Genomic DNA, 20,658 nt, shown 5'->3' on the forward strand with positions numbered 1-20,658 from the left:
CGAACCGTCTTTTCGTCTCACCGGTGACTGTCTCTCGCTTTAGGTCCGACCTCCACGCTGTCGGGGGAACTTCGGCGTGCTGCTGGGCCGCGGGCGGGCGTGGCCGTGGCGGTCCTGCGGGCGCTACAGCTACCCGGAGGGTGTGAGTCAGGGGGCGGACTGCTCCATCGGGGGTAGGACGCTGGTAACTGCGGCGCAGGGGTCCATCCCCGGAGCGGCAGCGTGGATCGCCTCGGCGGCGCGCTCGGCGAAGTCGCGGAAGACGCCGCGCTGCTCCTCGGGTAGCCCGCCCAGTACGTGGTCCTCGGCGTGGGCGACCCGCCGTTCGGCCTCGGCGAGTGCCTGGCGCCCGCGTTCGGTGGCCACGATCCGGCGGGCGCGCCGGTCGCGTGGATCCAACCGCCGCTCGATGAGACCGGCGTTCTCCAGGTCGTCGATGACGTACGTCAGGACGCTGCGGTCGATCACCAGGCGGGTCGCCAAGGCGGCCTGTGTCGGCACCTCTTCGTGGACGACGACGGCCAGGATGTGGTAGCCGCGGCTGCCGTGCGGCAGATCCTTCAACGCCTCCTCGACGTACTCGTGCCAGCGGCGCAGCACCAGGCCCAGGGACCAGCCGAAGTTCGAACCGCGCTGGCGGTCTGTCGGTAGGTCGCATGGATCGCTGGTTTCGGACATATGCCCCACGCTAGCAGCCGGTGTGTTGATCAACACACGATTTGTCAGCGCAGGCCATGTGGATGACTCCCCGCCCGGCACGGCTCTGTCTCAGGGCAGCTTGGCAGGCGTCGTGCCATCTATCGCCGACTCGCAGGCCTGCCGCTCATAGCCGGTGGCCGGGGGAATGAACTGACTCAAACACGTGTTGTCGCGCATAAGATGTTCGCAGCAAACGGTATGCTGTCGACGGCTCATTGGGGGATAGACAAAAATGTCTGATTACGGGCACGAACTCTTGTTCGGGACCTTCCTGACGCCGAGCGCGCAGGACCCAGATCAGGTGGTGGCGCTGGCTGAGCTGACCGAGGCGGCGGGGCTGGACCTGGCGACCTTCCAGGACCACCCGTACAACGCGGACTTCCTCGACACCTGGACCCTGCTGAGCTGGGTGGCCGCCCGCACGGAACGCCTCCGGATCTCGGGAAACGTCCTCAGCCTGCCGCTGCGCCCGCCGGCCGTGCTGGCCCGGGCCGCGGCGAGCCTGGACCGGTTGTCGCACGGCCGTTTCGAACTGGGCCTCGGCGCCGGCGCCTTCTGGGACGGGATCGAGGGCATGGGCGCTCGTCGGCTGACCCCAGGGCAGGGGGTCACGGCCCTGCGGGAGGCGATCGACGTCCTGCGCGGTGTCTGGGACGACACCGCCACCGGACCGTTGCGGCTGGACGGGGAGTACTACCCCGTACCCGGCATGCAGCGCGGCCCGAAGCCCGCACATGACATCGACATCTGGCTCGGCGCGTACCAGCCGAAAATGCTGGCCCTGACCGGCCAGAAGGCCAACGGCTGGCTGCCGACTCTGGAATACCTGCGATCTCCGGATCGGGTGACGGCAAACCGGCTCATCGACGAGGCGGCCGTCGCCGCGGGCCGCGAGCCCCGGGAGATCCGCCGGCTGCTCAATCTGTTCACCGTCGACGTCTCGGCGCGCAGCCGCGGCTTCCTCCAAGGGCCTGTCGAGCAGTGGGTCGACCAGCTTCTCCCACTGGTCCTCGAGGAGGGGTTCAGCACCTTCCTGATCGGCCGCGACGACCCACGCCTCATCCAGACCCTCGGGCAGGAGATCGCCCCCGCGCTGCGGGAGGCGGTCGCCAGGGAGCGCACCGGGGGTGAGGTCGGCGCCGGACCGGTCCGCACGACCGTCGCGCTGGCCGAGCGGCACCCCGGCCTTGACTACGACGCGCTGCCCCGGTCGCTGGCCACCAGGGCCGTCGAGCCCGGTGACCAGGAGTACGAGCGGGTACGCCACACCTACAGCCGGCAGGGATCGCCGGCCCTGGTGATCCGCCCGCAGAACGCCGCCGAGGTGGTCGACGCCGTGTCGTACGCCCGGACGCAGGACGTTCCCCTGTCGGTGCGCAGCGGCGGGCACGGCATCAGCGGCCGGTCGACGAACGACGGGGGAGTCGTCATCGACATGTCGAGGATGAACAAGGTGGAGGTGCTCGACCGGGCGACCCGTCGGGTGCGGCTGGAGCCGGGTGCCCGCTGGGGGAACGTGGCCCAGACGCTCGCCCGGTACGGCCTGGCCATGAGCTCGGGCGACTACGGAGACGTGGGCGTCGGTGGTCTCGCCACCACCGCCGGCGTCGGATACCTGGCGCGCAAGCACGGCCTGACCATCGACCACGTCGTCGCCGCCGAGATCGTCACCGCGGATGGCCGCCTGCTCCGCGTCGACGACGAGCGTCACCCCGACCTGTTCTGGGCCATCCGCGGCGCCGGTGGGAACTTCGGTGTGGTCACCGCGCTCGAGCTGGAGGCGTACGAGGTCGACAACGTCGTCTACGCCCAGCTTGTCGCGGACGCGACCGACACCGCCCAACTGCTGCGGCGGTGGGGCCAGCTCGTCGAGGACGCGCCACGGGAGCTGACGAGCTTCCTCTCCCTCTTTCCCGGCCGCCGTGGCAACCCCCCGGCCGCCCAGGTCACCCTCGTCTACGCCGGTGACGACGTCGAGGCGGCGCAGTCTGCCCTGACCCCGTTCCTGGAGATCGGGCCGATCCTCGACCAGCAGGCACAGCTCGTGCCGTACCCGGCGATCGTCGCACCGCCCGGCAACCAGCATCGGGGGCAGGGCCTGGTGGACACGCACAGCGGGTTGTTGCACCACGTCACACCGCAGGCGGCCGACCTGATGGAGAACATGATCCATTCCGGTGATGTGATGATCATGCAGTTCCGGTCGGTCGGCGGGGCGGTCAACGACGTCGCCCGCGACGCCACCGCCTACCCGCACCGGGCGCAGAACTTCTCGGTGCTCGCCGCCACCGTCCCGGACCGCCGGCCCCAGCTCGACAAGCTGTGGGCCGAGCTGTACCCACACCTCGACGGCATGTACCTCAGCTTCGAAAGCGACACCGATCCGGCTCGACTCCTGGACGCCTGGCCTGAGCCCACCCTCGGCCGGCTGCGCGCCATCAAGGCCAGCTACGACCCGGACAACGTCTTCAACCGGAACTTCCCGATCCCGCCAGCCGGGGCCGGCGGGCACACCGAAAAGGAGGCCGACGATGTCGTTTGAGATCGGTCTGATCACGTTCGGCGAACTTACCGCCGATCCGGCCACCGGCCGGCTTCCCGAACCGCGCCAGCAATTGCGCCGCGTCATCGAACTCGCCGAACTCGCCGACCAGGCGGGTCTGGACGTCATTGGGGTCGGCGAGCACCACCGTTCGGATTTTGTGGCGACGGCGCCACCGATGGTGCTGGCGGCGATGGCCGAGCGCACCAGGCGGATCCGCTTGACCAGTGCCGTCACCGTCCTCAGTTCCGACGACCCGGTCCGCGTCTGGGAGCAGTTCGCCACCCTCGACCTGCTCTCCGGCGGCCGTGCGGAGATCATCGCCGGGCGCGGCTCGTACACCGAGTCGTTCCCGCTCTTCGGCTATGACCTCGCCGACTATTCGGAGCTGTTTCGGGAGAAGCTCGACCTGCTGCTGCGGATCCGCGAGACGAACCCACTCACCTGGCCGGGTGGACGCTTCCGCCCGCCGCTGAACAAGGCCGACATCGCACCCCGTGCACTGCAGGAAAAGCTGCCGGTCTGGGTCGGTGTCGGCGGCACCCCCACCTCCGCAGTGGAGACCGGCGCCCAAGGGCTGCCCCTGATGCTCGGCGTCCTGCTCGGCACCGTCGGCAGCCACTCCGGCATCGTCAACCTCTACCGACGGGCGGCAGAGCAGGCCGGGCGCGACCCGGCGACCCTGCGGGTCGGACTGTCCGTGCAAGGCCACGTCGGCCGCACCAGTGCGGAGGCGCGGCGGGCAATGTACCCGTACTTCACCGCCGGCTTCCGTGACAACAACCACCAGCGGGGCCGCGGATTCGTGCTCAGCCAGGAGAAGTTCGATGCCTTCACCGGTCCGCAGGGCGCCCTCGTCGTCGGCAGCGTCCAGGAAGTGATCGACAAGATTGCGGCTTACCACGAGGCGTACGGCATCAGCCGGCTGCTGCTGCACGTCGGCTTCGGCGGCATGCCCCAGGCGCAAATCCTTGCCTCCGTTGAGCGTCTGGCCACGGAGGTCGCCCCGGTACTCCGTAAGGAACTCGCCGTCCCGGCCATCACCTACCCCGGCAGCGCGAGTGCAGGGGAGGGGTGACTGCGACGTCGTTATCGCGGATCGCGGTGCTCGGCGCGGGGCATACCGGCCCGGTGATCGCACGGATCGCCGTGGAGACCCGGTGGCGATTGCGGCGTCGGGCGATCCGGAGGCGATCGAACTGATCGCGACGGTCCTGGCGCCGAGAGCCGAGCCGCGTGGTTGGGCGGCCGACGCCACCGGGGGCGCCGACTTCGTGGTGCTGGCGATCCGGTTCACGGCGTTCACGGCGTTCGAGGCGTCCCTGGTGGCCAGAAGGGTGGTCGTCGACACGATGCGGCAGTACTTCGACTACCGGCGGGGCCCGCTCATTACGAACGATTTGTAGGGTGACGAAATCAACGTGTGGAGCGACTTCCAGAGGTAATGCCGAAAGCTCATGTCGATGTCATCCGTCAGATACCGAATTGCCCTGGTGGCCGGGGATAGGGCCAGGCCGGTCAGCGCGTGCCGGACGGGTTGGCGGTCGACTCTTCGAGGACGCTACTGACCGCCAGGCACGGATCCGTCCCCGGTGACGTGCTGGCGATGGCCTCGGCGGCGTGCTCGGCGGCCTCGCGAAATGCCGCACGCTGCTCGGCGGGCAGGCCACGGAGGACGTGGTCCTCGGCGTGGGCGACTCGCTGCTCGGCGTCGGCGAGCACCTGGCGCCCCTGTTCGGTCGCGACGATGCGGCGGGCACGGCGGTCGCGCGGGTCGAGCTGTCGCGCGATTAGCCCGGCCGCCTCCAGGTCATCGATGACGTAGGTCAACACGCTGCGGTCGATCACCAGGCGGGTTGCCAGTGCCTTCTGCGTCGGCACGTCCTCGTGCACCACAACGGCCAGGATGTGGTAGCCGCGGCTGCCGTGGGGCAGGTTCTTCAGCGTCTCCTCTACGTGCTCCTGCCAGCGGCGCAGGACCATGCCGAGCGACCAGCCAAAGTTCACACCTCGCTGACGGTCGCCCTGCTGGACGGAAACGTTCGTGTCGGCGGACATGTATCCACGCTACCAAGCATTCTGTTGATCAGAAAATCGATTGTTGCACATAACATGCATGATGTTGCCTCGAACCTGCGATATCCCGTCGTGCGCTGCTCATTTCCCCGAAGTGAGCCGGGGAATGGTTCCGAAGGCGCCGGCGCGCAGGTCACGGTAGGCCTTCTCGATCTCGGCATGGGAGTTCATGACGAAAGGTCCGGACGCGGCGACCGGCTGGCCGATTGGCCGCCCGGCGAAGAGCATGATTTTGGTGTGCCGATCGCTGTCGGCGGCCGAGAGACGCAGGGTGGTCGGCTCGTTCGGCTCGCCTACCGGGTCGGACCATGCGATCTGGCCGGCGCGCACCATCCGGCTACCGATGGTGGCTCGGCCGGAGATGACATAGGCGAAGGCGCGATGATCGGCCGGCAGTAGCTGTTGGTGGTCGGCTTGCGGATCCAGGGTGAGCAGCATTCCCAGTACCGGCCAGTGGTTGCGCGCTGGTCCGGTCACAGAGCCGTCGTGACCGGAGATCACCTGGACGAAGGCGCCGGGCAGGCTGTGCGCCGCGTGGCCGCTCGCGCGCAGATCCTGGTAGCGGCTGGGGGAGAGCTTGCGGTCGGCGGGCAGGTTGAGCCAGAGCTGGATGATGTGGGCGTACTCGTGGCGTACGGCCACCTCGCGGTGGATGATGCCGTGACCCGCGGTCATCCACTGCACGTCGCCGGGTTCCAGTACGCCGGCGTTGCCCTTGTTGTCCCCGTGCTCCAGCAGGCCGTCCAGGACGATGGTGATGGTCTCCATGCCGCGGTGCGGGTGCCAGTCGAACCCGGGCCTGCTGAACTGCTCCTCGCCCATCACCAGGAATGGGTCGGTCAGCGCTGGACGGCCTGGCGGGATAATGATCATCCGGTTGTCCGACTGCTCGTTGGCGCCGATCTCGATGCGGTCGTGTACGCGGTCTACGCGCCGCGCGGTCCGATGGGTGCTCTCGCTCATCGCCTGTTCCTGTCTGTCCTTGGGAAGGGGCGGGTCACTGGGATCAGGGCGGCGACGGCGACAGCGGCGACGCCGACGAAGGCCAGTAAGGCGAAGCTGTATGTGTAGCCCGCTTCTGCGGGCGGGCCGTCGGCTGAGCTGTGGGCACCGAGGATCGCGGTCATCACCGCGACGCCGAGCGAACCGCCGACGGTGCGCACGTTCGCGGTAATGCCGTTGGCGACCCCGGTCTGGTCCGGACGGACCGCGGCCACGATGACGTTCGACATGGTCGCGAATCCGGTGCCGACCGCGAGGCCCAGCAATGCAAGCGAGAACAGCACCAGGACTCTGCTGCCGTGTCCGAACACGAGCATCGTGATCGCGGCGACGTTCAGACCGGACGCGGCGATGAGCACGGCGCGCGCCCCGAACCGGTGATCGAGCCGCGCCGCGACGAGCCCGGCGAGGAACATCGTGACGGTCAGCGGCAGCAGCAGCAGCCCCGCCTGCGTGGCGGTGGACCCGAAGCCGTAACCGCTGCCCGGCGGGGTCTGGAGGTACACCGGTAGGAAGGTCATGACCGTGAACAGGCCGACCCCGAACAGTAGAGATACGACGTGGGTAGTCCACACGGCGGTGGTCCGCATCATCTTCATGTCAATTAGCGGCCGGTCGGAGCGGCTCTCTACCCCGACCCAGATGTAGGCCAGCAGGACGGCCGCCGTGAGCGGCACGAGCACCGCGGCAGAGGTCCAGCCCCATCCGGTCGCCTGCGTCAGCGGTACCAGCAGCGCGACCAGCCAGATCGCCAACAGCGCGGTAGCGGACCAGCTGATGGGGCTGGGGTTGCGGGACGGGGACGGTGGGACGGCGGCGAAGGCGGCGGCGGCCGTGGCCAGCGCCAGTGCCGCGGGGATCCAGAACAGTGACCGGATCCCGAGCAGTTCGGTCAGCGGTCCGGACAGCACGATGCCGGCCCCACCGCCCACGGCGGTGAGAGCCGAGGCCGTGCCGATGGCGGTCGGCACCTTCGCAGCGGGGATCTCGTCGCGGATGATGCCGAACGCCAGGGGCAGGATGCCGCCGCCGACGCCCTGTATGACCCGGCCCGCGATCATCAGGCCGATGCCGGGCGCCACTGCCGAGATCACCGAGCCTGCGGCGAGGGTGAGCAACGAGGCGACCAGGAGTCGGTCCTTGCCGTAGCGGTCGCCGAGCCGGCCGAGCACCGGCGTGGCAACCGAGGCCGACAGCAGAAAGGCGGTCATGGTCCAGGTGACCAGGGTCGGTGTCGTCTGCAGGTCTTCCTGCAACGCCGGGAGCACCGGGTTGAGCACCGACTGGAACAGCGCAAAGGTGAAGGCGGCCAGTAGGACGACCGGCAGGATGGTCCGGGGGTTCGAGGTTCGGGTTGCCAAATGTGAAGCCATGCGGGGCCTACCAGAATGCGGAGTGGGGACCGCGGGTCAGGTGGGGAGCCGCGGCCGTCGGTGCGTGGGAAAGAGCGGCTCGTGCCCGCCGTGCGACGGACACGAGCCGCAGTCCTCCCCATCGGATGTGCGTGTCAGCGCTCTTGGCGGCGTTTGGGGCCGGTGGCCCTTCGCCGTCGCCGAGGCGGGGATCAGGCGATGTAGGCCGGGCCGTCGTTGCCCTCGGCCTGGTAGCCGTGGTGGGTCCGCTCGGTGCGGGTGGTCTCCGCGACGGTCCAGGCGTGGTACTTGGTCCACACCGTGGCGCCCGCGAGCCGCTCGGGCCAGGTCTGGCCGTTGGAGGTGGTTTTGGTGAGGGTCTTCTCGGTGGCGTAGTTAGCGATCGAGTTGATCCAGTTCTCGGCGCCGACCATCTGGTTCTCCCGGCCGAGACCCACGACGAACCCCTGCAGCGCCTCCGCGTTGCTCAGCTCCCACAGCGCCTCCTCGGAGAAGTGCAGCAGGTCGTGCCAGTACTCACGCACGACCTCCACGTCCTCGCGGGTGCCCCAACGGGAGATGTGACCACCGATCAGGGCCTTGAAGTCGTACGACAGGATGTCGTCGTGGGCCTGGTAGAACCCGCTGATGTTCTCCGACACGTCCGCGTGCGCGAACGTCACCGATCCGGGGCTCACGATGTCGATCTTCGTGAGGACCTTCTGCGCGGGCCCGTAGATGTAGATATTGCCCGGGCAGTGGTCGGCGCCCTTGTAGGACAGCTCCAGCTTGGTGCCGCCCACCTCGAGGGTCGCGTCCTTGCTGAACGTCTCGGTCGGCAGTGGACGGTACTTGTCGGGGAAGCGGGCCAGCAACTCGCGGGTGATGTCATGCGCGATGATCTTCACCTTGGGGCCGAACTGGGACGCCGCGCCGATGTGGTCGGAGTGCCAGTGGCTGTAGACCAGGTGCGTGACCGGCTCCTTGGTCACTGACCGGATCGCCGCCTGCAGGTTCTCGCCCAGTCCCGGCGGGGCGTCGATCGCAATCACGCCGTCGCCGGTCACCACGAAGCCCGCGTCGTAGCCGGCGGGGCTGGTGACCCAGTAGAAGTTGCCGCCGTCGCCCACGTTCTCGGCGTGCCAGCCCTTCTCGTAGAAGGACGGGTCGTTGAGGTACTCGGGCATGAACTGGTTCGGGGACGGGGCGTTGCCCTCGACCACTGCCTTCGGGAAGCCCCACTTGCTCGGATAGAAGTCGCCGTACTTGCTCGCCATGTCGTGCCTACTTCCGGACTGGTGGAAAACCCCTCGTCCCGGCGGGTGCGTCTAGGGAGCCGGGTGCGGGTGGGGTGCCTGGCTAGGCGGCGGAATGCCCGGGACCGGACATGCGCCGTTCCACAAATGGTTTGGTCAACAACTAAGCTAGAGGCGAGAAGCTTTGTCCAACAACTATTTGTGGTTCTTGACACTCATCCGTCGATGGAGCCGTGGGCAGGCGACCGGCAGTGCTGTCCTCCATGCCGGCCTCGACCACCGATGAGGAGACGGGCGGTGCCTGATTACGAACATGCACTGCTGTTCGGCACGTTCATCACGCCCGGCGCCGACGACGCGGACCCGGGTGGTGGCGCTGCGGCGACGCCGGCGTCGGCGGTCTGGGCAGCACCGCCGGAGTCGGCTACCTGGCCTGCAGGCACAGGTTGACCATCGACCACGTCGTGGGATGTGCCAGCCGCCGAAGACCGACCGGACGCGGGTTCAGGCGACCTGACCGGTCGTACCGGCGCGGCGGGTGCCGCCCTCACCGTGCCGCTCCGGGCGCCGACGCGACCACTCGGCCGGCAGGCAAGATGGGCCCGAGCCGGCGCTCCCAGCTCGGCACCGGCGGCCCCTGCCCAACCTGAACCGAGCCGCGAACTGGGACGCCCTCGCGAGCGCCCAGCGCTCCGGGCTCACGACCTCACTCGGCAGGCGGGTTGGCGCTGCCGAGGTTCATCATCGCCCGGTCGACCTCGGTCTGGGTCATCGATGGGACGGGCAGGGGGCTCGCGTTGGCTGCGCCGAAGGCGTCGAGCATCAGGTACAGGTGGCGCCGCCAAGCATCGGGGGCCACTTCACGGGTCGCGGCCGCGACCCGGCTGTGTGCCCACATGACGAACGCCAGATCCTGGCGCGTCACATCGGCGCGCAAGCTGCCCTGCTCGTGGGCACGGTCGACGATGGTCTGGGTGAGTTCACGGATCCGGGTGAGCTTGCCGTGGACGAAGTCCGGCAGCGGCAGGTGCATCGACGCTAGGTCGTTCATGCCGCTGTCGTCGGCTTGCAGCTCGCACAGCGTCTCGAGGTAACCACAGAAGCCCTGCCACGGGTCGGACGCGGATGCGCTCGCCTGCGCTGCCGCCAGCCAGGTCTGCAGCTTGCCTTCGAACGCCTGCTGCACCAGGTCCAGCCGGGTGGGGAAATGCCGGTAGAGCGTACCGATGGCGAGCCCAGCCTGGCGCGCGATCCCTTCGAGCGACGCGTTGAGGCCCTCACGCGCGAAGGCGTCTGACGCTGCTGCCAGGAGCGCGTCGCGGTTGCGTTGAGCGTCCCGCCGCAGCGGCCGCGCCGACCCCGGCGGCGAATCCGATCTCCTTGCCACCCGATCACCGTAGCAAAGATGAGGCCGCCCTCGGCTTCCGGTCGAGGGCTGGTTCTGCGGGCAGCGGGGCAGCTCATGAAGCACATCACAGAACATGAGGGGGTCCTCAGGTTGTGCTACCTTTCAAAACATGAGGGGGCCCTCGACTTGCTCTCCACGAGCGACGCGATCCGCAGCGGGTCAATTCAGGACCCGTCCGTGTCAGCAGGTCCGGCCGGCTCGCGGCCGATCGGCAGGCGCGGTCCCCATGTCTTCGGCGACACCGACGCGGCCTCGCACGACAAGCCCGTGACGCCGCCGAGCCGGCCCCGCGACCATGCGGCGGCCGTAGGACAAGAACAGGAGCAGCACAAATGGTGGGAAAGTACGGCGACTTCTACGCCGCCAAGAAGTTCGGCTTCCCGAAGGCCGTGGCAGCCGAGCACGCCCCGTCACCCCAGCAGTTCATGCCCGACCACATCAACGACCCGTCCTTCTACGCCAAGGGCTGGCACAAGGAGGAGCTGGGCGACGGCTTCTACTGGGTGACCACCCCGTCGGGCTACGAGTCGGCGTTCATGCTCACCGGCGAGGGCGTCATCGTGATCGACGCCCCCCCCGCCGCTGGGCGAGAACATCTTCGCCGCGATCGAGTCGGTCACCGACGCCCCGGTCACCCACCTGATCTACAGCCACTGGCACTCCGACCACATCGGCGCCGCGTCGATGTTCGGCCCCAAGGTGAAGATCATCGCCCATGACATCACCCGCGAGCTGCTGGCCCGCTTCCCCGACAAGTACCGCCCGCTGCCCACCGAGACGTTCGACACCGACGCGACCCTCGAGGTCGGCGGAACCAAGCTCGAACTGTCCTACAAGGGCGCCGACCACTGCCCCGGCAACATCTACGTCTGGGCGCCGAAGCAGAAGGTCCTCACGAAGATCGACATCGTGAGCCCGGGGTCGGTGGCGTTCATGCACGCCGACTTCTCGGAGAACATCAGCGGGTTCTACCAGGCCCACGACGACATCCTGTCCTACGACTTCAAAGCGCTCATCGGCGGTCACATCACCCGCTGGGGCACCCGCGAGGACGTGGAGACCGTACGCGAGTACTGGCACGACCTCCTGAACTTCTCCGGCGAGGCTCTCAAAGAGATGGCTTCCAAGGATGTGCTGGAGGGATTCCACCACGGCATGGGCCGTGAGCACCGCCTCGTCGGCGCGGAGAACTTCATGAACTCGATGGTCAACTACATCACCGACAAGACGCTGAGCAAGGTCACGTCGAACGGCCAGCTGTGGCAGGAGCGGCTGGCCGGCGCCACGCCGTTCGCGAAGTACCACGCCTTCACGGTGATGGAGTCCTCCCGCACGGAGCGGACCCACCACGGCTACCAGCGGCGGGGTGTCGGCGGCCCCTGGTACGTCGTCTGATCCGCCGATTAAGGGCTGCACCGTCGGCGCGCCTGGCCGTCGCGCCGGCGGTGTGGCAGGGGACGACCAGTGATGACGCGGCTCGTGCCCCGAAGGGCACGAGCCGCGCCCACGACAACCTCCGCCGATGAGGCGTCCCAGACGCGCCGGCGGGCGCGTCTACGAACCGAGCAGTAACCGCCCGGCGAGCGCGCTGCGCCTTCACAGCGGGGACCCAGCTGCGCTCGCGAGCGGTCCCGCGCCACACAGAGAAGACAGGCCAGCCAGATGGCTTCACACCTCCCGCCCGGCGCGGCCGGTCCGCAGGCGATGCAGCGGCTAGGCAGGGGATTCAGCTGATGAGTCGTCGAGCCAGGGAGCAAGCAGGGTCATGGTGCGCTGGTGGAGGCCGTCTTGGAAGTTCACCACGCGGACCTGTTCGGCCGGCTCGGCGATCCTTCTCTCGTCCAGGTAAACCCCGCTGGGCACGCCCGGATCGGAGGCGGCGTGGATGACGTTTGCCGCCCCGTGTGCAGCATCCGCACCCCGCACGTCGAACATCGCGTGCAACAGTCGGGTGTTGACGACTCCCGGGTGAACGCTGACGATTCCGGGGCGGTAGTACCGGGACTGCCGGACGGCGTGGGCGACCAGCGCGAGCTTGGACCGGGCGTACGCGGCGGCCGGCTGGTAGCCGTGCTGGAATTGCAAGTCGTCCAGGTCGAGACGGGTGGAGAGATGGGTCGCGGACGACACGTGCACCACCCGGCCCGTCGCGGGGATGAGCGGCAGGAGTCGTTCGGTGAGCAGGACGGCCGCCAGGTAGTTGGTCTGCAGCGTCGCTTCGTAGCTGTCCGTGCTGCACCGGCGGCTCTCGGCGCCGGGACGACCGGCGTTGTTGATGAGCACGTTGACCTGCTCGGTGGCGCTCGCCACCGTCCTGGACAGAGCCACGACGTCGTCAAGTCTGTCGAAGTCGGCCTGCGCGTAAACCACCTCGGCTCGACCGGCGTTGCGCAGCTCGTCGAGCAGCGGCTGCACCGCCGCGTGTGGCTCCGGCCCGTGCAGAAGCAGGCGTCGGGCTGATGTTGCGATGCGCCGTGCTGCCGCCGCACCGATCCCGCTGGTCCCCCCGGTGAGCACGACCGTTCCTGGTATCTGGTCGACCATCCTTGACCGTTCCTCCCAAGCGTGAGACGTCGGTCAAGACATCATCGGGCGGTCGGCGCCCCGATGCGGGCTGAATGGCCACGCCCCCCACACGCGCGGGCGACAGTCGCCGGCAAACACAACGTGAGCTTATGACCTCGGCTTGTCGTCGGGGTCGGCGTCGCGCAGCACGGGACTGACAACGGACGCCCCACCCGCATATCGTGCACTTGATGATCCGACCTGCATTCCTGGACGTCGCTGAAACCGCCGCAGCCCTCTTGCGCGAACCGATGCTGATCGAGCGATGGTCCATGCCCAGCGCGCTGCCCGACTTCTCCACCGGCGGCCTCGCCCGTCATCTGGCCAACCAGCTCACCCGCACCGTCGCCTTCCTCGCCGCAGCGCCAGGAGCGTCAGCTATCTCGGTGCTGGAGCATTTCACCGGCAACGCCTGGGTAACGTCAGGCGTTGACAGCGCTGACAACATCGGCATCCGACGCCGCTGCGAGCAGGCAGCCGCGTCGACCACCGCCACGAACCTGGCGGATGTTGTCGATGATGCGTTGAGCGAGCTACGGACCACGGTGCCGGCACAACCAGCAGACCGCATCGTGGACCTCGGCGACTGGGGTCTGCAGGTCGATGACTTCCTACTGACCCGGGTGGTGGAACTGGTCGTGCACATCGACGACCTGGCAGTCAGTCTCGGCTTGCCGACGCCAGCGATGCCGGAGACAGCGACCGGAGCGGCGATCAAGCTGCTGAGCAGCCTCGCAGCCTGGCGACACGGTTCCCTGAACGTGATACGTGCGCTGGCTCGGCAAGAACGAGCTCCCACCTCGATCGCCGCCCTCTGACGCGTCAGAGCCCCCTCTCGCAGTGTTAGGACGTTGCCCTCATCTGCGGCCAACATGGCGCACCAGCCGTCCGTACACCCGCACGGCCAGGACGCCATCGAGATCGCCCGCCGCATCATCAGGCGATGATCGTGGCTGCAGACCTGTCCGCCGGCGCCATGGTCGGCGTGACTCACCATGATTGCCGGACGAGTCAGCTGACGGACCTACCCGAGCAACGTCGCCACCGCGGCCAGGGTGGCCAGCGACAGTGCCGTGGTCACCACCACCGCCCGGTTGGCCACCGCCTCGCCGACGCCGTACTCCTGGCCGAAGATGAACGTGTTCTGCGCTGTCGGCAGGCCCGCGCACACCACCACGGCGAGCAACTGCGGCGCGGACAGGTGCAAGGCCAGCCCGGCCGCGTACGCGATGACCGGCTGTGCGACGAGCTTCAGCACGCTGATCACGGCCAGCCCGGCCAGTTCGCCCGGCTCTGCCGGCGACGGCCCTCTGCGGTGCAGCGACGCGCCGAGCGCGACCAGGGCGGCCGGCACCGCGGCGCCCGACAGCAGGGTGAGCGACGCGCCGGCCGCCGACGGCAGATGCAGGCCGGCGGCCGAGCACGCGACACCGAGCAGCGACGCCAGGATCACAGGGTTGCGTACCGGCAGGGAGGCGATACGGCGGACCCGTACCCGCCCGGCCGGGTCGCTGTGCCGGTCCAGGGCGACCAGGATCACGGGCGTCACCACCAGCACCTGCAGCAGCACCACCTCCGCCAGGAACGACACGTTGCCGAGAACCTGCGTTGCGATCGGGACGCCGAGGTTCGCCGAGTTCACGTACCCGGCGGCCATGCCCCAGATCGGCCGTTCGCCGGGCTTGCGACCGAACAGCCAGCTCGCGCCGACCCACCCGAACCCGACGACCGCGGCAGTGCTCACCCCAAAGGCGAGCAGCGAGCGGCCGTCGAACCCGGAAAGCGGCATTCGGGAGAGGGCTAGGAACAGGGCGGCCGGCATCGCAAGATGGAACACGAACCGGCCGAGCACCGACGCCACCGCCTCGCCCAGCAGACCCCAACGACAGGCCGCGTAGCCGACCGCGGTAAGGATCCAGATCGGTGCGAACGCCGACACCAAACTCATACGGGCGTCACCGGCGGGCGGGCGTCGCGCCGGCTCAGGGACTGGCAGGCGTCCGGGACGTACGAGCCGAGAAACCCGGTGACAATCGCCACCTGGACGAGGATGTCATCGACCTGCCGCAGGGTGAGCTTGGTTCCGTGACACTCCACCGCGCTTTCGCCGGTCTTCAGATACACCGACGCGTCCAAGGTGCGTACCAAGCGGCCGGGCAGCCGAGGGTTGTCCACGTGTACGTCGAACGGGAAGCCACGCGTTCAGCCTCGCATCCCGTCCGGACCGAGCAGACATCCAGCTCATCCCCAGCTTCAGGGTTATCCCCAACGCGCGCATCTAGCCGCGATCCGGGTGCTACGCAGCGTTACGCCCGCAGATGCTCGAGCGCCCTCGCGCGGGCCGCCGGATCGTCGCCGGCGAACGCGCCGGGTGGGCGAGGTCATTGCTGACCTGGCGTCAATATCGCCCACATCGACGAGAGCGATTATGCGACCGACGTCCCGTCGTCACGTCCGGTGATTGTGCCGGAGGCTGGCAAATGTTGACGGTCGACTCAGCCCGTGCGCGGTGAAGAATCGCCGCTCTGCCGGCTCCGGCAGTATTCGCCGGGCGTGATCCCGAAATAGGCCCGGAACGCCTGAATGAACGCGCTGGGGCCGCTGTAACCGCTGGACGCGGCGGTCGTGGTCACCGACTCGCCGTCGGCGATCAACTTGAGCGAGTGATGCAGTCGCAGCTGTGTCCGCCATTGCGGGAACGACATTCCGGCTTGCTCCCGGAACAGCCGGCTGAGGGTGCGCGCGCCGGCGCCCACGGCCATGCTCAGCTCGGCGAGGGTGCGGTGGTCGGTGGGATCCTCGAGCAGAATCTCCGCGACATCCCGCAATCGGGGATCCGCCGGGTACGGCAGGCACAGATGCAACGTGTCCACCCGTCGCAGCTGGTCAAGAGCCACGCGCTCAAGGTTGTCCCGCTCGTCACCGGTCAGCTCGTCGCCGTCGGTGAGGCTGACGATGACCTCGCGCAGCAGCGGCGAGACGGCCAGTGCGGTCGGCTGATCCACGCCCAATGGGTTCAGCGGGCGGTCGAACATGATCGCGCGCATGTCGGTGGGACCGTAGGCCCGATGGGCATGGGCGACACCGGCGGGAATCCATACTGCCCGGTCCGGCGGCACTGTCCACATTCCCGTCGGCGTGGACACCCCAAGCACGCCGTTTCGCGGGCAGACAAGCTGGTGGCGCGCGTGGTGGTGCCAGTCGATCCGGTCGCGGTCGGCCAAGGGCACCCGGGCGGGGCCGTTCACAAATTGGCTGCTTGGCGACATAAGTCGGCAGGATATCAATAGTCCGCAAGTGGGGTGATCGGGCAATCTTCCTGCAGCACCCGTGGAGAAAGAGCTGATGGTGACGGAGACAAGCAGCCGAGCGGACTCGGCCAACCCCGAGGCGACGCTGCCGCTGAGCGAGCAACCGTCGGCGTGGCGGCGGATGCGCCTGTGGGGCGCGGCCCACGCGGTCGACGACCTGTATCAGGGCCTCGTGCCAGCCTGCGTCCCGTATTTCGTGCTGGACCGCCACTACAGCTACATGGCCGCCGGCGGTCTCACGCTCGCCGCGACCCTGGGCAGCTCTATTCCTCAGCCATTCATCGGCGTCGCCGTTGATCGTTACCGACTCGACTGGCTCGCTGGGGCCGGAGTAACGCTCGCCGGAATCGGGCTCGGCCTGTCCGGTCTCATGGGTAGTTACGTAGCGGTCTGGCTTCTGCTCTGCGCGTCGGGACTCGGCGTGGCGATGTTCCACCCGGCCGCCGGGAAGTCGGCCCGGGTGGCGGCGGGTGAGAGCGCCACAGCGATGAGTATTTTTGCCGCCGGCGGCAGTGTCGGGTTCTTTCTGGCACCGGTACTGGCCACTCCCGCACTCATCGCCATGGGCACCGGAGCGACAGCGCTTTTCATCCCGCCGGCCGTGCTCATGGGTTTCCTGCTGTACAGGAATCGGCTACAGCGGCCGGCAGCGCGCAGCGTTTCGCACAACGGCCGTGACCGCTGGGTCCCCTTCCTGTTGCTGACCTGCATCGAGACCGTCAGATCGGTCGCCTTCTTCGGCGCGATCACCTTCATCGAGCTGTTCTGGATACGCCATCTGGGCGCGGGCAAGAGCCTCGCCGGGGCCGCGCTGGCGTGCTTCCTCGTCGGCGGAGTGGCCGGAACACTGCTGGGAGGCCGGATCGCCGACCGCGTCGGGATGGTCCGCACCGTGCAGTTGGGCGCGATCGCCGCCATTCCCGCGCTCGTCGGCCTGCGTCTCACCCCCGGGGGGTACCCGCCACTTCTCTTCGCCATGCTCGCCGGCATCGCCCTGAACATCCCGTTCGCCGTGCTGGTCAAGCTGGGCCAGGACTATCTGCCGACGCGGCCCGGCACCGCTGCCGGTGTGACGCTCGGGCTCGCCGTGAGCATCGGCGGCCTCCTCGCGCCCGTCCTCGGTGTGGCGGCGGAAACATGGGGTCCTCAGGGCGTGTTCACCATCATCTGCCTGATCCCCTTGGTGGCGCTGGCCCTCGGCGTGTTCCTCACCGAGCCGCAAAGATGACGCCGCACGCGAACCCGGGCGACACGGTGATCGAGGCTCGGGACATCGACGTCGTGCGGGAGCGCCGCCTGCTGCTTTCCGGTGTCAGCGTCACGATTCGTGCCGGGGAGCACTGGGCACTGATCCGGCCCAACGGCGCGGGCAAGAGCACGCTGCTCAGCGTGCTCGGCGCCTACCGGCATCCCGGCAGGTGGAGATCCTCGGTCGGCGCCTCGGGCGTAGGTGATGCCGCCGTGGCCGAACCCCGGTGATCTCCCTGATCCCTGAGCTGATCCAGCAGACGGCCACGCGGCTACGGCCCGTGGTGCGCCGCACGCCACTGGAGAACAACAATCAGCTCGCCGGACTGCTCGACCGCCCGGTCCGGATCACGCGGGAGGACACCCAGCTCTTGCGTGGGATCGGGACGAAACCGGCGCCGTCTGCGTGCACCCGAGTCAGGACCTGCGCATGTGGGCGCGGCAGCCCGCCTGGTTCACCCGGCGTGGGACGGCACGGAGCGCCGGATGACCCGCGTCGCAACTCCGGCGGAGTCGACCGTGCCGGCTGGTGAACGTCGAACCAGCACGGGCGTGCTGGCCGGAACCGCGGCGTACTTCATCTGGGGCCTGCTTACCCTCTACTGGCCGCTACTGGAACCGGCGCCGGCTCTGGAGATCCTCGCCCACCGCATCGTCTGGTCGCTGGTCTTCGTCACCATCGTGTTGACGATCCAGCGCGACCTCAACTGGTTGCGGACGATTCACCGCCAGCCACGGATATTGGCGCTGCTGGCCGGCGCCGGCTGTTTCGTGGGTGCGAACTGGGGCCTCTACATCTGGGCGGTCAATAGTGGGCGGGTGATCGAGGCGGCCCTCGGCTACTACATCAACCCGCTCTTCAGCGCGCTTCTCGGCCTGGCGTTGCTGCGGGAGCGGATGGCGGCCGCGCAGTGGGTCGGCGTGGCACTTGCCACGGCGGGCGTGGTGTGGCTGGGAATAGACGCCGGACGGCCACCGTGGGTGGCGATCGGCCCTGCCGCCACATTCGGTGTCTACGGCTTGTTTCGCAAGTGGGCGGCAATGCCGAGCTGGCGGGCGTTGGCCGTGGAGACGGCCGCGCTGACCGTTCCTGCCGCCGCGTACCTCGCTGTCCTGTCGGTCACCAACCACAGCCACTTCGGGGACAGTCCCGTCCGGTCCGCGTTGTTCGTCAGCACTGGCCTGATCACCGCGTTGCCGCTGGTCCTGTTCGGTTTCGCGGCCGTCCGGACGCCGCTGACGGTCCTCGGAATGCTTCAGTTCCTGCTGCCGACGGTGCAGTTCCTCATCGGCTACTTCGGACTGCACGAGTCGATCAGCACTGCTGGGCTGGGCGCCTACTGCCTGGTTTGGGGCGGTGCGGCGTTCTTCCTGGCCTCCTACGCATGGCGGCAGCCCCGCCCGAAGGGCCGGCACCCGGCGCCGCAGCGGCGTTGATGAGATCGCGGCGCCGGGGCGGCGATGACCCCGAGTCATGCCCGGGATCCCGACGTAGCGCCGGTCTGCGCTCGTCGTCGGCGGCGGCCTGCTCGGGCTCGAGCCCGCCTTCGGTCTGCGGTGCCGCGGCCTGCGATCGGCCTTTACTTGGCTACGCGGCTCGCAGTGGTACACCGTCGTGCTGGGCGCCGACAACGACACTGACCAGGACGGCTGGCTCGGTGAGATCGATGCGGCCGCTGGGGCACGCCATTCACGATCAACCAGTCGCCGGGCGGTTGAAGCGGCGCAGCAGGCAGCTATGACATAGATGGGATTACATGTCTTGCGTGATCTCAGGTATGAAGGCCGAAGGCACGTCTCGGTGCTGATTCCTGAGAAGGAGCGACAGATGAAACATGCCCTGCGCCGCCTACGAACAGGGGCGGTCGCGCTGGCTGCCTGCACACTTGGGCTGAGCCTACTGTCGGTACCCGCCGCCGAGGCGAACTCGGTTGCCCCTCTCGCGCCACAATCCGAGCGGGCGCCGGAATCGAACCAGTTCTCGGCAGAGGGTGTGACCACGATCGGCGAACTCCGCACCGTCGACAGCTCCCTGTCCTACGCCCTGAACGGCAGGACACAGCTCATTCAGCACCCCGGTGCCACCTACGTCAAGGTGCACTTCAGTTCACTGCGACTGGCCCATGGCGACTACGTCACCGTGTCGAGCCGCGACGGCAAGGAGAGCTACCGGTACGACCGCCACCTGAACCGGGCGACCGGTTCGGACTACACCACCGACGGGCAGCCGGGTTTCTGGGCGATGTCGGTGGAGGGTGACACCGCCGTGGTGACACTGCACAGCAGCCGCCCCTCACGCGGCAGCGCCGCCACCATTGACCGGTTCTGGCGCGGATACGACCGCACGGAAATCGCCGCGCACAACTTCTCCACCCAGTCCGTGTGCAGCACCGACGCCCGCCGGGACGTGGTCTGCTACCAGAACAGCCACCCCACCGAGTACGCCCACGGCAGGGCAGTGGCGCGGCTGCTGATTAGCGGCGGTGGACTGTGCACCACCTGGCGGGTCGGCAACACCAATCGGATGCTGACGAACAAGCACTGCTTCTCGACGCAGTCCGCCGTGAGCGGCAGCGAGATGCAGTTCAACTACCAGTGCGCCACCTGCGGCGGCGCGAATCCCGGCGCCGGCACCAAGGTCAGCGGTGCCACCCTCTACAGGGTGAGCAGCGGCGGCTCCAGCCAGCTGGACTACACCCTGTACTCGGTCAACAACTTCGCCGCCATCCAGGGATTCGGCACGCTGTACCTGGCAACTACCGCTACCAGCAACGGCACCCGGATCTATATCCCCGGGCACGGCGACGGCAGCGCGAAGCGTCTGTCGATCTACGAGGACACCCAGAACGGCGCTACCTGCGCCGTCCGGAACGGGAACTACAACACCTGGAACATCAGTTACAGCTGCGACACCTCCGGCGGCAACTCGGGTTCGCCCGTGCTGAACGCCAGCCACCGCGTGATCGCCCTGCACCACCTCGGCGGTTGTCCGTCGAACCAGGGCGCGAAGGCGCACCTGATCTACAACGAGATCGCCAGCCTGATCGACAACGGCTGAGACGGTGGGCCGCCGATGCGCGCTCTGCGCCTTGGCGGCCCACCGGCATCCTCGTCGCTCGACCTCGGCGACGGCGTCGCCGGACGACGCCGCGCGTCGACGACGTCGTACGTGCGCTCCAGCTTGCCGTTGTTCCATCTG

Annotated in this window: 21 protein-coding genes; 11 read left to right on the plus strand and 10 right to left on the minus strand. The window is 68.3% G+C overall.

What is annotated here, in order from left to right; all coding sequences use genetic code 11:
• Positions 1-147: 147 nt before the first annotated feature.
• Positions 148-678, minus strand: a complete 531-nt coding sequence (locus ABZU74_RS12485) for a MarR family transcriptional regulator (protein WP_355421954.1) — start codon at positions 676-678, stop codon at positions 148-150.
• Between the two features lie 253 nt (positions 679-931).
• Here ABZU74_RS12485 and ABZU74_RS12490 point away from each other — a divergent pair, with 253 nt between their 5' ends.
• From ABZU74_RS12490 to ABZU74_RS12500, 3 genes are all read left to right on the plus strand, one after another.
• Positions 932-3,241: an LLM class flavin-dependent oxidoreductase gene (locus tag ABZU74_RS12490; RefSeq protein WP_355421957.1), complete on the plus strand. Its 2,310-nt coding sequence runs from the start codon at positions 932-934 to the stop codon at positions 3,239-3,241.
• Entirely contained in the window at positions 3,231-4,319 is a 1,089-nt protein-coding gene (locus tag ABZU74_RS12495) for an LLM class flavin-dependent oxidoreductase (protein WP_355421959.1), read from the plus strand. The genes ABZU74_RS12490 and ABZU74_RS12495 overlap by 11 nt, the downstream gene beginning before the upstream one ends.
• Before the next feature lie 82 nt (positions 4,320-4,401).
• Complete coding sequence (locus ABZU74_RS12500) at positions 4,402-4,647, plus strand: hypothetical protein (RefSeq protein WP_355421962.1); 246 nt, start codon at positions 4,402-4,404, stop codon at positions 4,645-4,647.
• Between the two features lie 112 nt (positions 4,648-4,759).
• On the opposite strand, the gene ABZU74_RS12505 is transcribed toward ABZU74_RS12500, so the two are convergent.
• The 4 genes from ABZU74_RS12505 to ABZU74_RS12520 form a co-directional block, all read right to left on the minus strand.
• A complete protein-coding gene (locus ABZU74_RS12505) occupies positions 4,760-5,299 on the minus strand; it encodes a MarR family transcriptional regulator (RefSeq protein ID WP_355421965.1) in 540 nt (179 codons plus the stop codon).
• Between the two features lie 99 nt (positions 5,300-5,398).
• On the minus strand, positions 5,399-6,280 hold the full coding sequence (locus tag ABZU74_RS12510; RefSeq protein ID WP_355421968.1) for a pirin family protein: 882 nt from the start codon (positions 6,278-6,280) through the stop codon (positions 5,399-5,401).
• On the minus strand, positions 6,277-7,692 hold the full coding sequence (locus tag ABZU74_RS12515) for an MFS transporter (RefSeq protein ID WP_355421971.1): 1,416 nt from the start codon (positions 7,690-7,692) through the stop codon (positions 6,277-6,279). Before ABZU74_RS12515 ends, ABZU74_RS12510 begins: the two co-directional genes overlap by 4 nt.
• A 191-nt stretch (positions 7,693-7,883) precedes the next feature.
• Positions 7,884-8,948 carry an MBL fold metallo-hydrolase gene (locus ABZU74_RS12520; RefSeq protein WP_355421974.1) on the minus strand — a complete coding sequence of 355 codons (1,065 nt, stop codon included), beginning with the start codon at positions 8,946-8,948 and terminating at the stop codon, positions 7,884-7,886.
• A 276-nt stretch (positions 8,949-9,224) separates the two neighbouring features.
• Here ABZU74_RS12520 and ABZU74_RS12525 point away from each other — a divergent pair, with 276 nt between their 5' ends.
• Entirely contained in the window at positions 9,225-9,377 is a 153-nt protein-coding gene (locus tag ABZU74_RS12525) for a hypothetical protein (protein ID WP_355421977.1), read from the plus strand.
• Positions 9,378-9,633: 256 nt separating this feature from the next.
• Here ABZU74_RS12525 and ABZU74_RS12530 read toward each other — a convergent pair whose 3' ends face one another.
• The gene (locus ABZU74_RS12530; protein WP_355421980.1) at positions 9,634-10,314 is read right to left on the minus strand and encodes a TetR/AcrR family transcriptional regulator; all 681 of its coding nucleotides are present in this window, start codon (positions 10,312-10,314) and stop codon (positions 9,634-9,636) included.
• A 353-nt stretch (positions 10,315-10,667) separates the two neighbouring features.
• Here ABZU74_RS12530 and ABZU74_RS12535 point away from each other — a divergent pair, with 353 nt between their 5' ends.
• A complete protein-coding gene (locus tag ABZU74_RS12535; protein WP_355421983.1) occupies positions 10,668-11,054 on the plus strand; it encodes a hypothetical protein in 387 nt (128 codons plus the stop codon).
• Positions 10,978-11,730 carry an MBL fold metallo-hydrolase gene (locus ABZU74_RS12540; protein ID WP_355422423.1) on the plus strand — a complete coding sequence of 251 codons (753 nt, stop codon included), beginning with the start codon at positions 10,978-10,980 and terminating at the stop codon, positions 11,728-11,730. The genes ABZU74_RS12535 and ABZU74_RS12540 overlap by 77 nt, the downstream gene beginning before the upstream one ends.
• 318 nt (positions 11,731-12,048) lie before the next feature.
• Here ABZU74_RS12540 and ABZU74_RS12545 read toward each other — a convergent pair whose 3' ends face one another.
• Positions 12,049-12,852, minus strand: coding sequence for an SDR family NAD(P)-dependent oxidoreductase (locus ABZU74_RS12545; RefSeq protein ID WP_355421986.1), 804 nt, complete (start codon positions 12,850-12,852; stop codon positions 12,049-12,051).
• A 239-nt stretch (positions 12,853-13,091) separates the two neighbouring features.
• On the opposite strand from ABZU74_RS12545, the gene ABZU74_RS12550 reads away from it, so the two are divergent.
• Positions 13,092-13,718 (plus strand): maleylpyruvate isomerase N-terminal domain-containing protein, encoded by a 627-nt coding sequence (locus ABZU74_RS12550; protein WP_355421989.1) that lies wholly within the window; start codon positions 13,092-13,094, stop codon positions 13,716-13,718.
• Between the two features lie 206 nt (positions 13,719-13,924).
• Here the strand turns inward: ABZU74_RS12550 and ABZU74_RS12555 are convergent, their stop codons facing one another.
• From ABZU74_RS12555 to ABZU74_RS12565, 3 genes are all read right to left on the minus strand, one after another.
• Complete coding sequence (locus ABZU74_RS12555; protein ID WP_355421992.1) at positions 13,925-14,848, minus strand: AEC family transporter; 924 nt, start codon at positions 14,846-14,848, stop codon at positions 13,925-13,927.
• A complete protein-coding gene (locus ABZU74_RS12560; protein WP_355421995.1) occupies positions 14,845-15,036 on the minus strand; it encodes a hypothetical protein in 192 nt (63 codons plus the stop codon). The genes ABZU74_RS12555 and ABZU74_RS12560 overlap by 4 nt, the downstream gene beginning before the upstream one ends.
• Positions 15,037-15,395: 359 nt before the next feature.
• A complete protein-coding gene (locus ABZU74_RS12565) occupies positions 15,396-16,169 on the minus strand; it encodes a helix-turn-helix transcriptional regulator (protein ID WP_355421997.1) in 774 nt (257 codons plus the stop codon).
• 61 nt (positions 16,170-16,230) lie between these two features.
• Here ABZU74_RS12565 and ABZU74_RS12570 point away from each other — a divergent pair, with 61 nt between their 5' ends.
• The 4 genes from ABZU74_RS12570 (at position 16,231) to ABZU74_RS12585 (ending at position 20,517) form a co-directional block, all read left to right on the plus strand.
• Positions 16,231-17,439, plus strand: a complete 1,209-nt coding sequence (locus tag ABZU74_RS12570) for an MFS transporter (RefSeq protein WP_355421999.1) — start codon at positions 16,231-16,233, stop codon at positions 17,437-17,439.
• A complete protein-coding gene (locus ABZU74_RS12575; protein WP_355422002.1) occupies positions 17,436-17,690 on the plus strand; it encodes an ATP-binding cassette domain-containing protein in 255 nt (84 codons plus the stop codon). The genes ABZU74_RS12570 and ABZU74_RS12575 overlap by 4 nt, the downstream gene beginning before the upstream one ends.
• Before the next feature lie 255 nt (positions 17,691-17,945).
• Positions 17,946-18,896 carry an EamA family transporter RarD gene (gene rarD, locus ABZU74_RS12580; RefSeq protein ID WP_355422005.1) on the plus strand — a complete coding sequence of 317 codons (951 nt, stop codon included), beginning with the start codon at positions 17,946-17,948 and terminating at the stop codon, positions 18,894-18,896.
• A 325-nt stretch (positions 18,897-19,221) separates the two neighbouring features.
• Entirely contained in the window at positions 19,222-20,517 is a 1,296-nt protein-coding gene (locus ABZU74_RS12585; protein ID WP_355422008.1) for a serine protease, read from the plus strand.
• Positions 20,518-20,658: the final 141 nt, after the last annotated feature.

This window comes from Micromonospora sp. NPDC005171, assembly GCF_040608575.1.
Taxonomy (GTDB): domain Bacteria; phylum Actinomycetota; class Actinomycetes; order Mycobacteriales; family Micromonosporaceae; genus Micromonospora.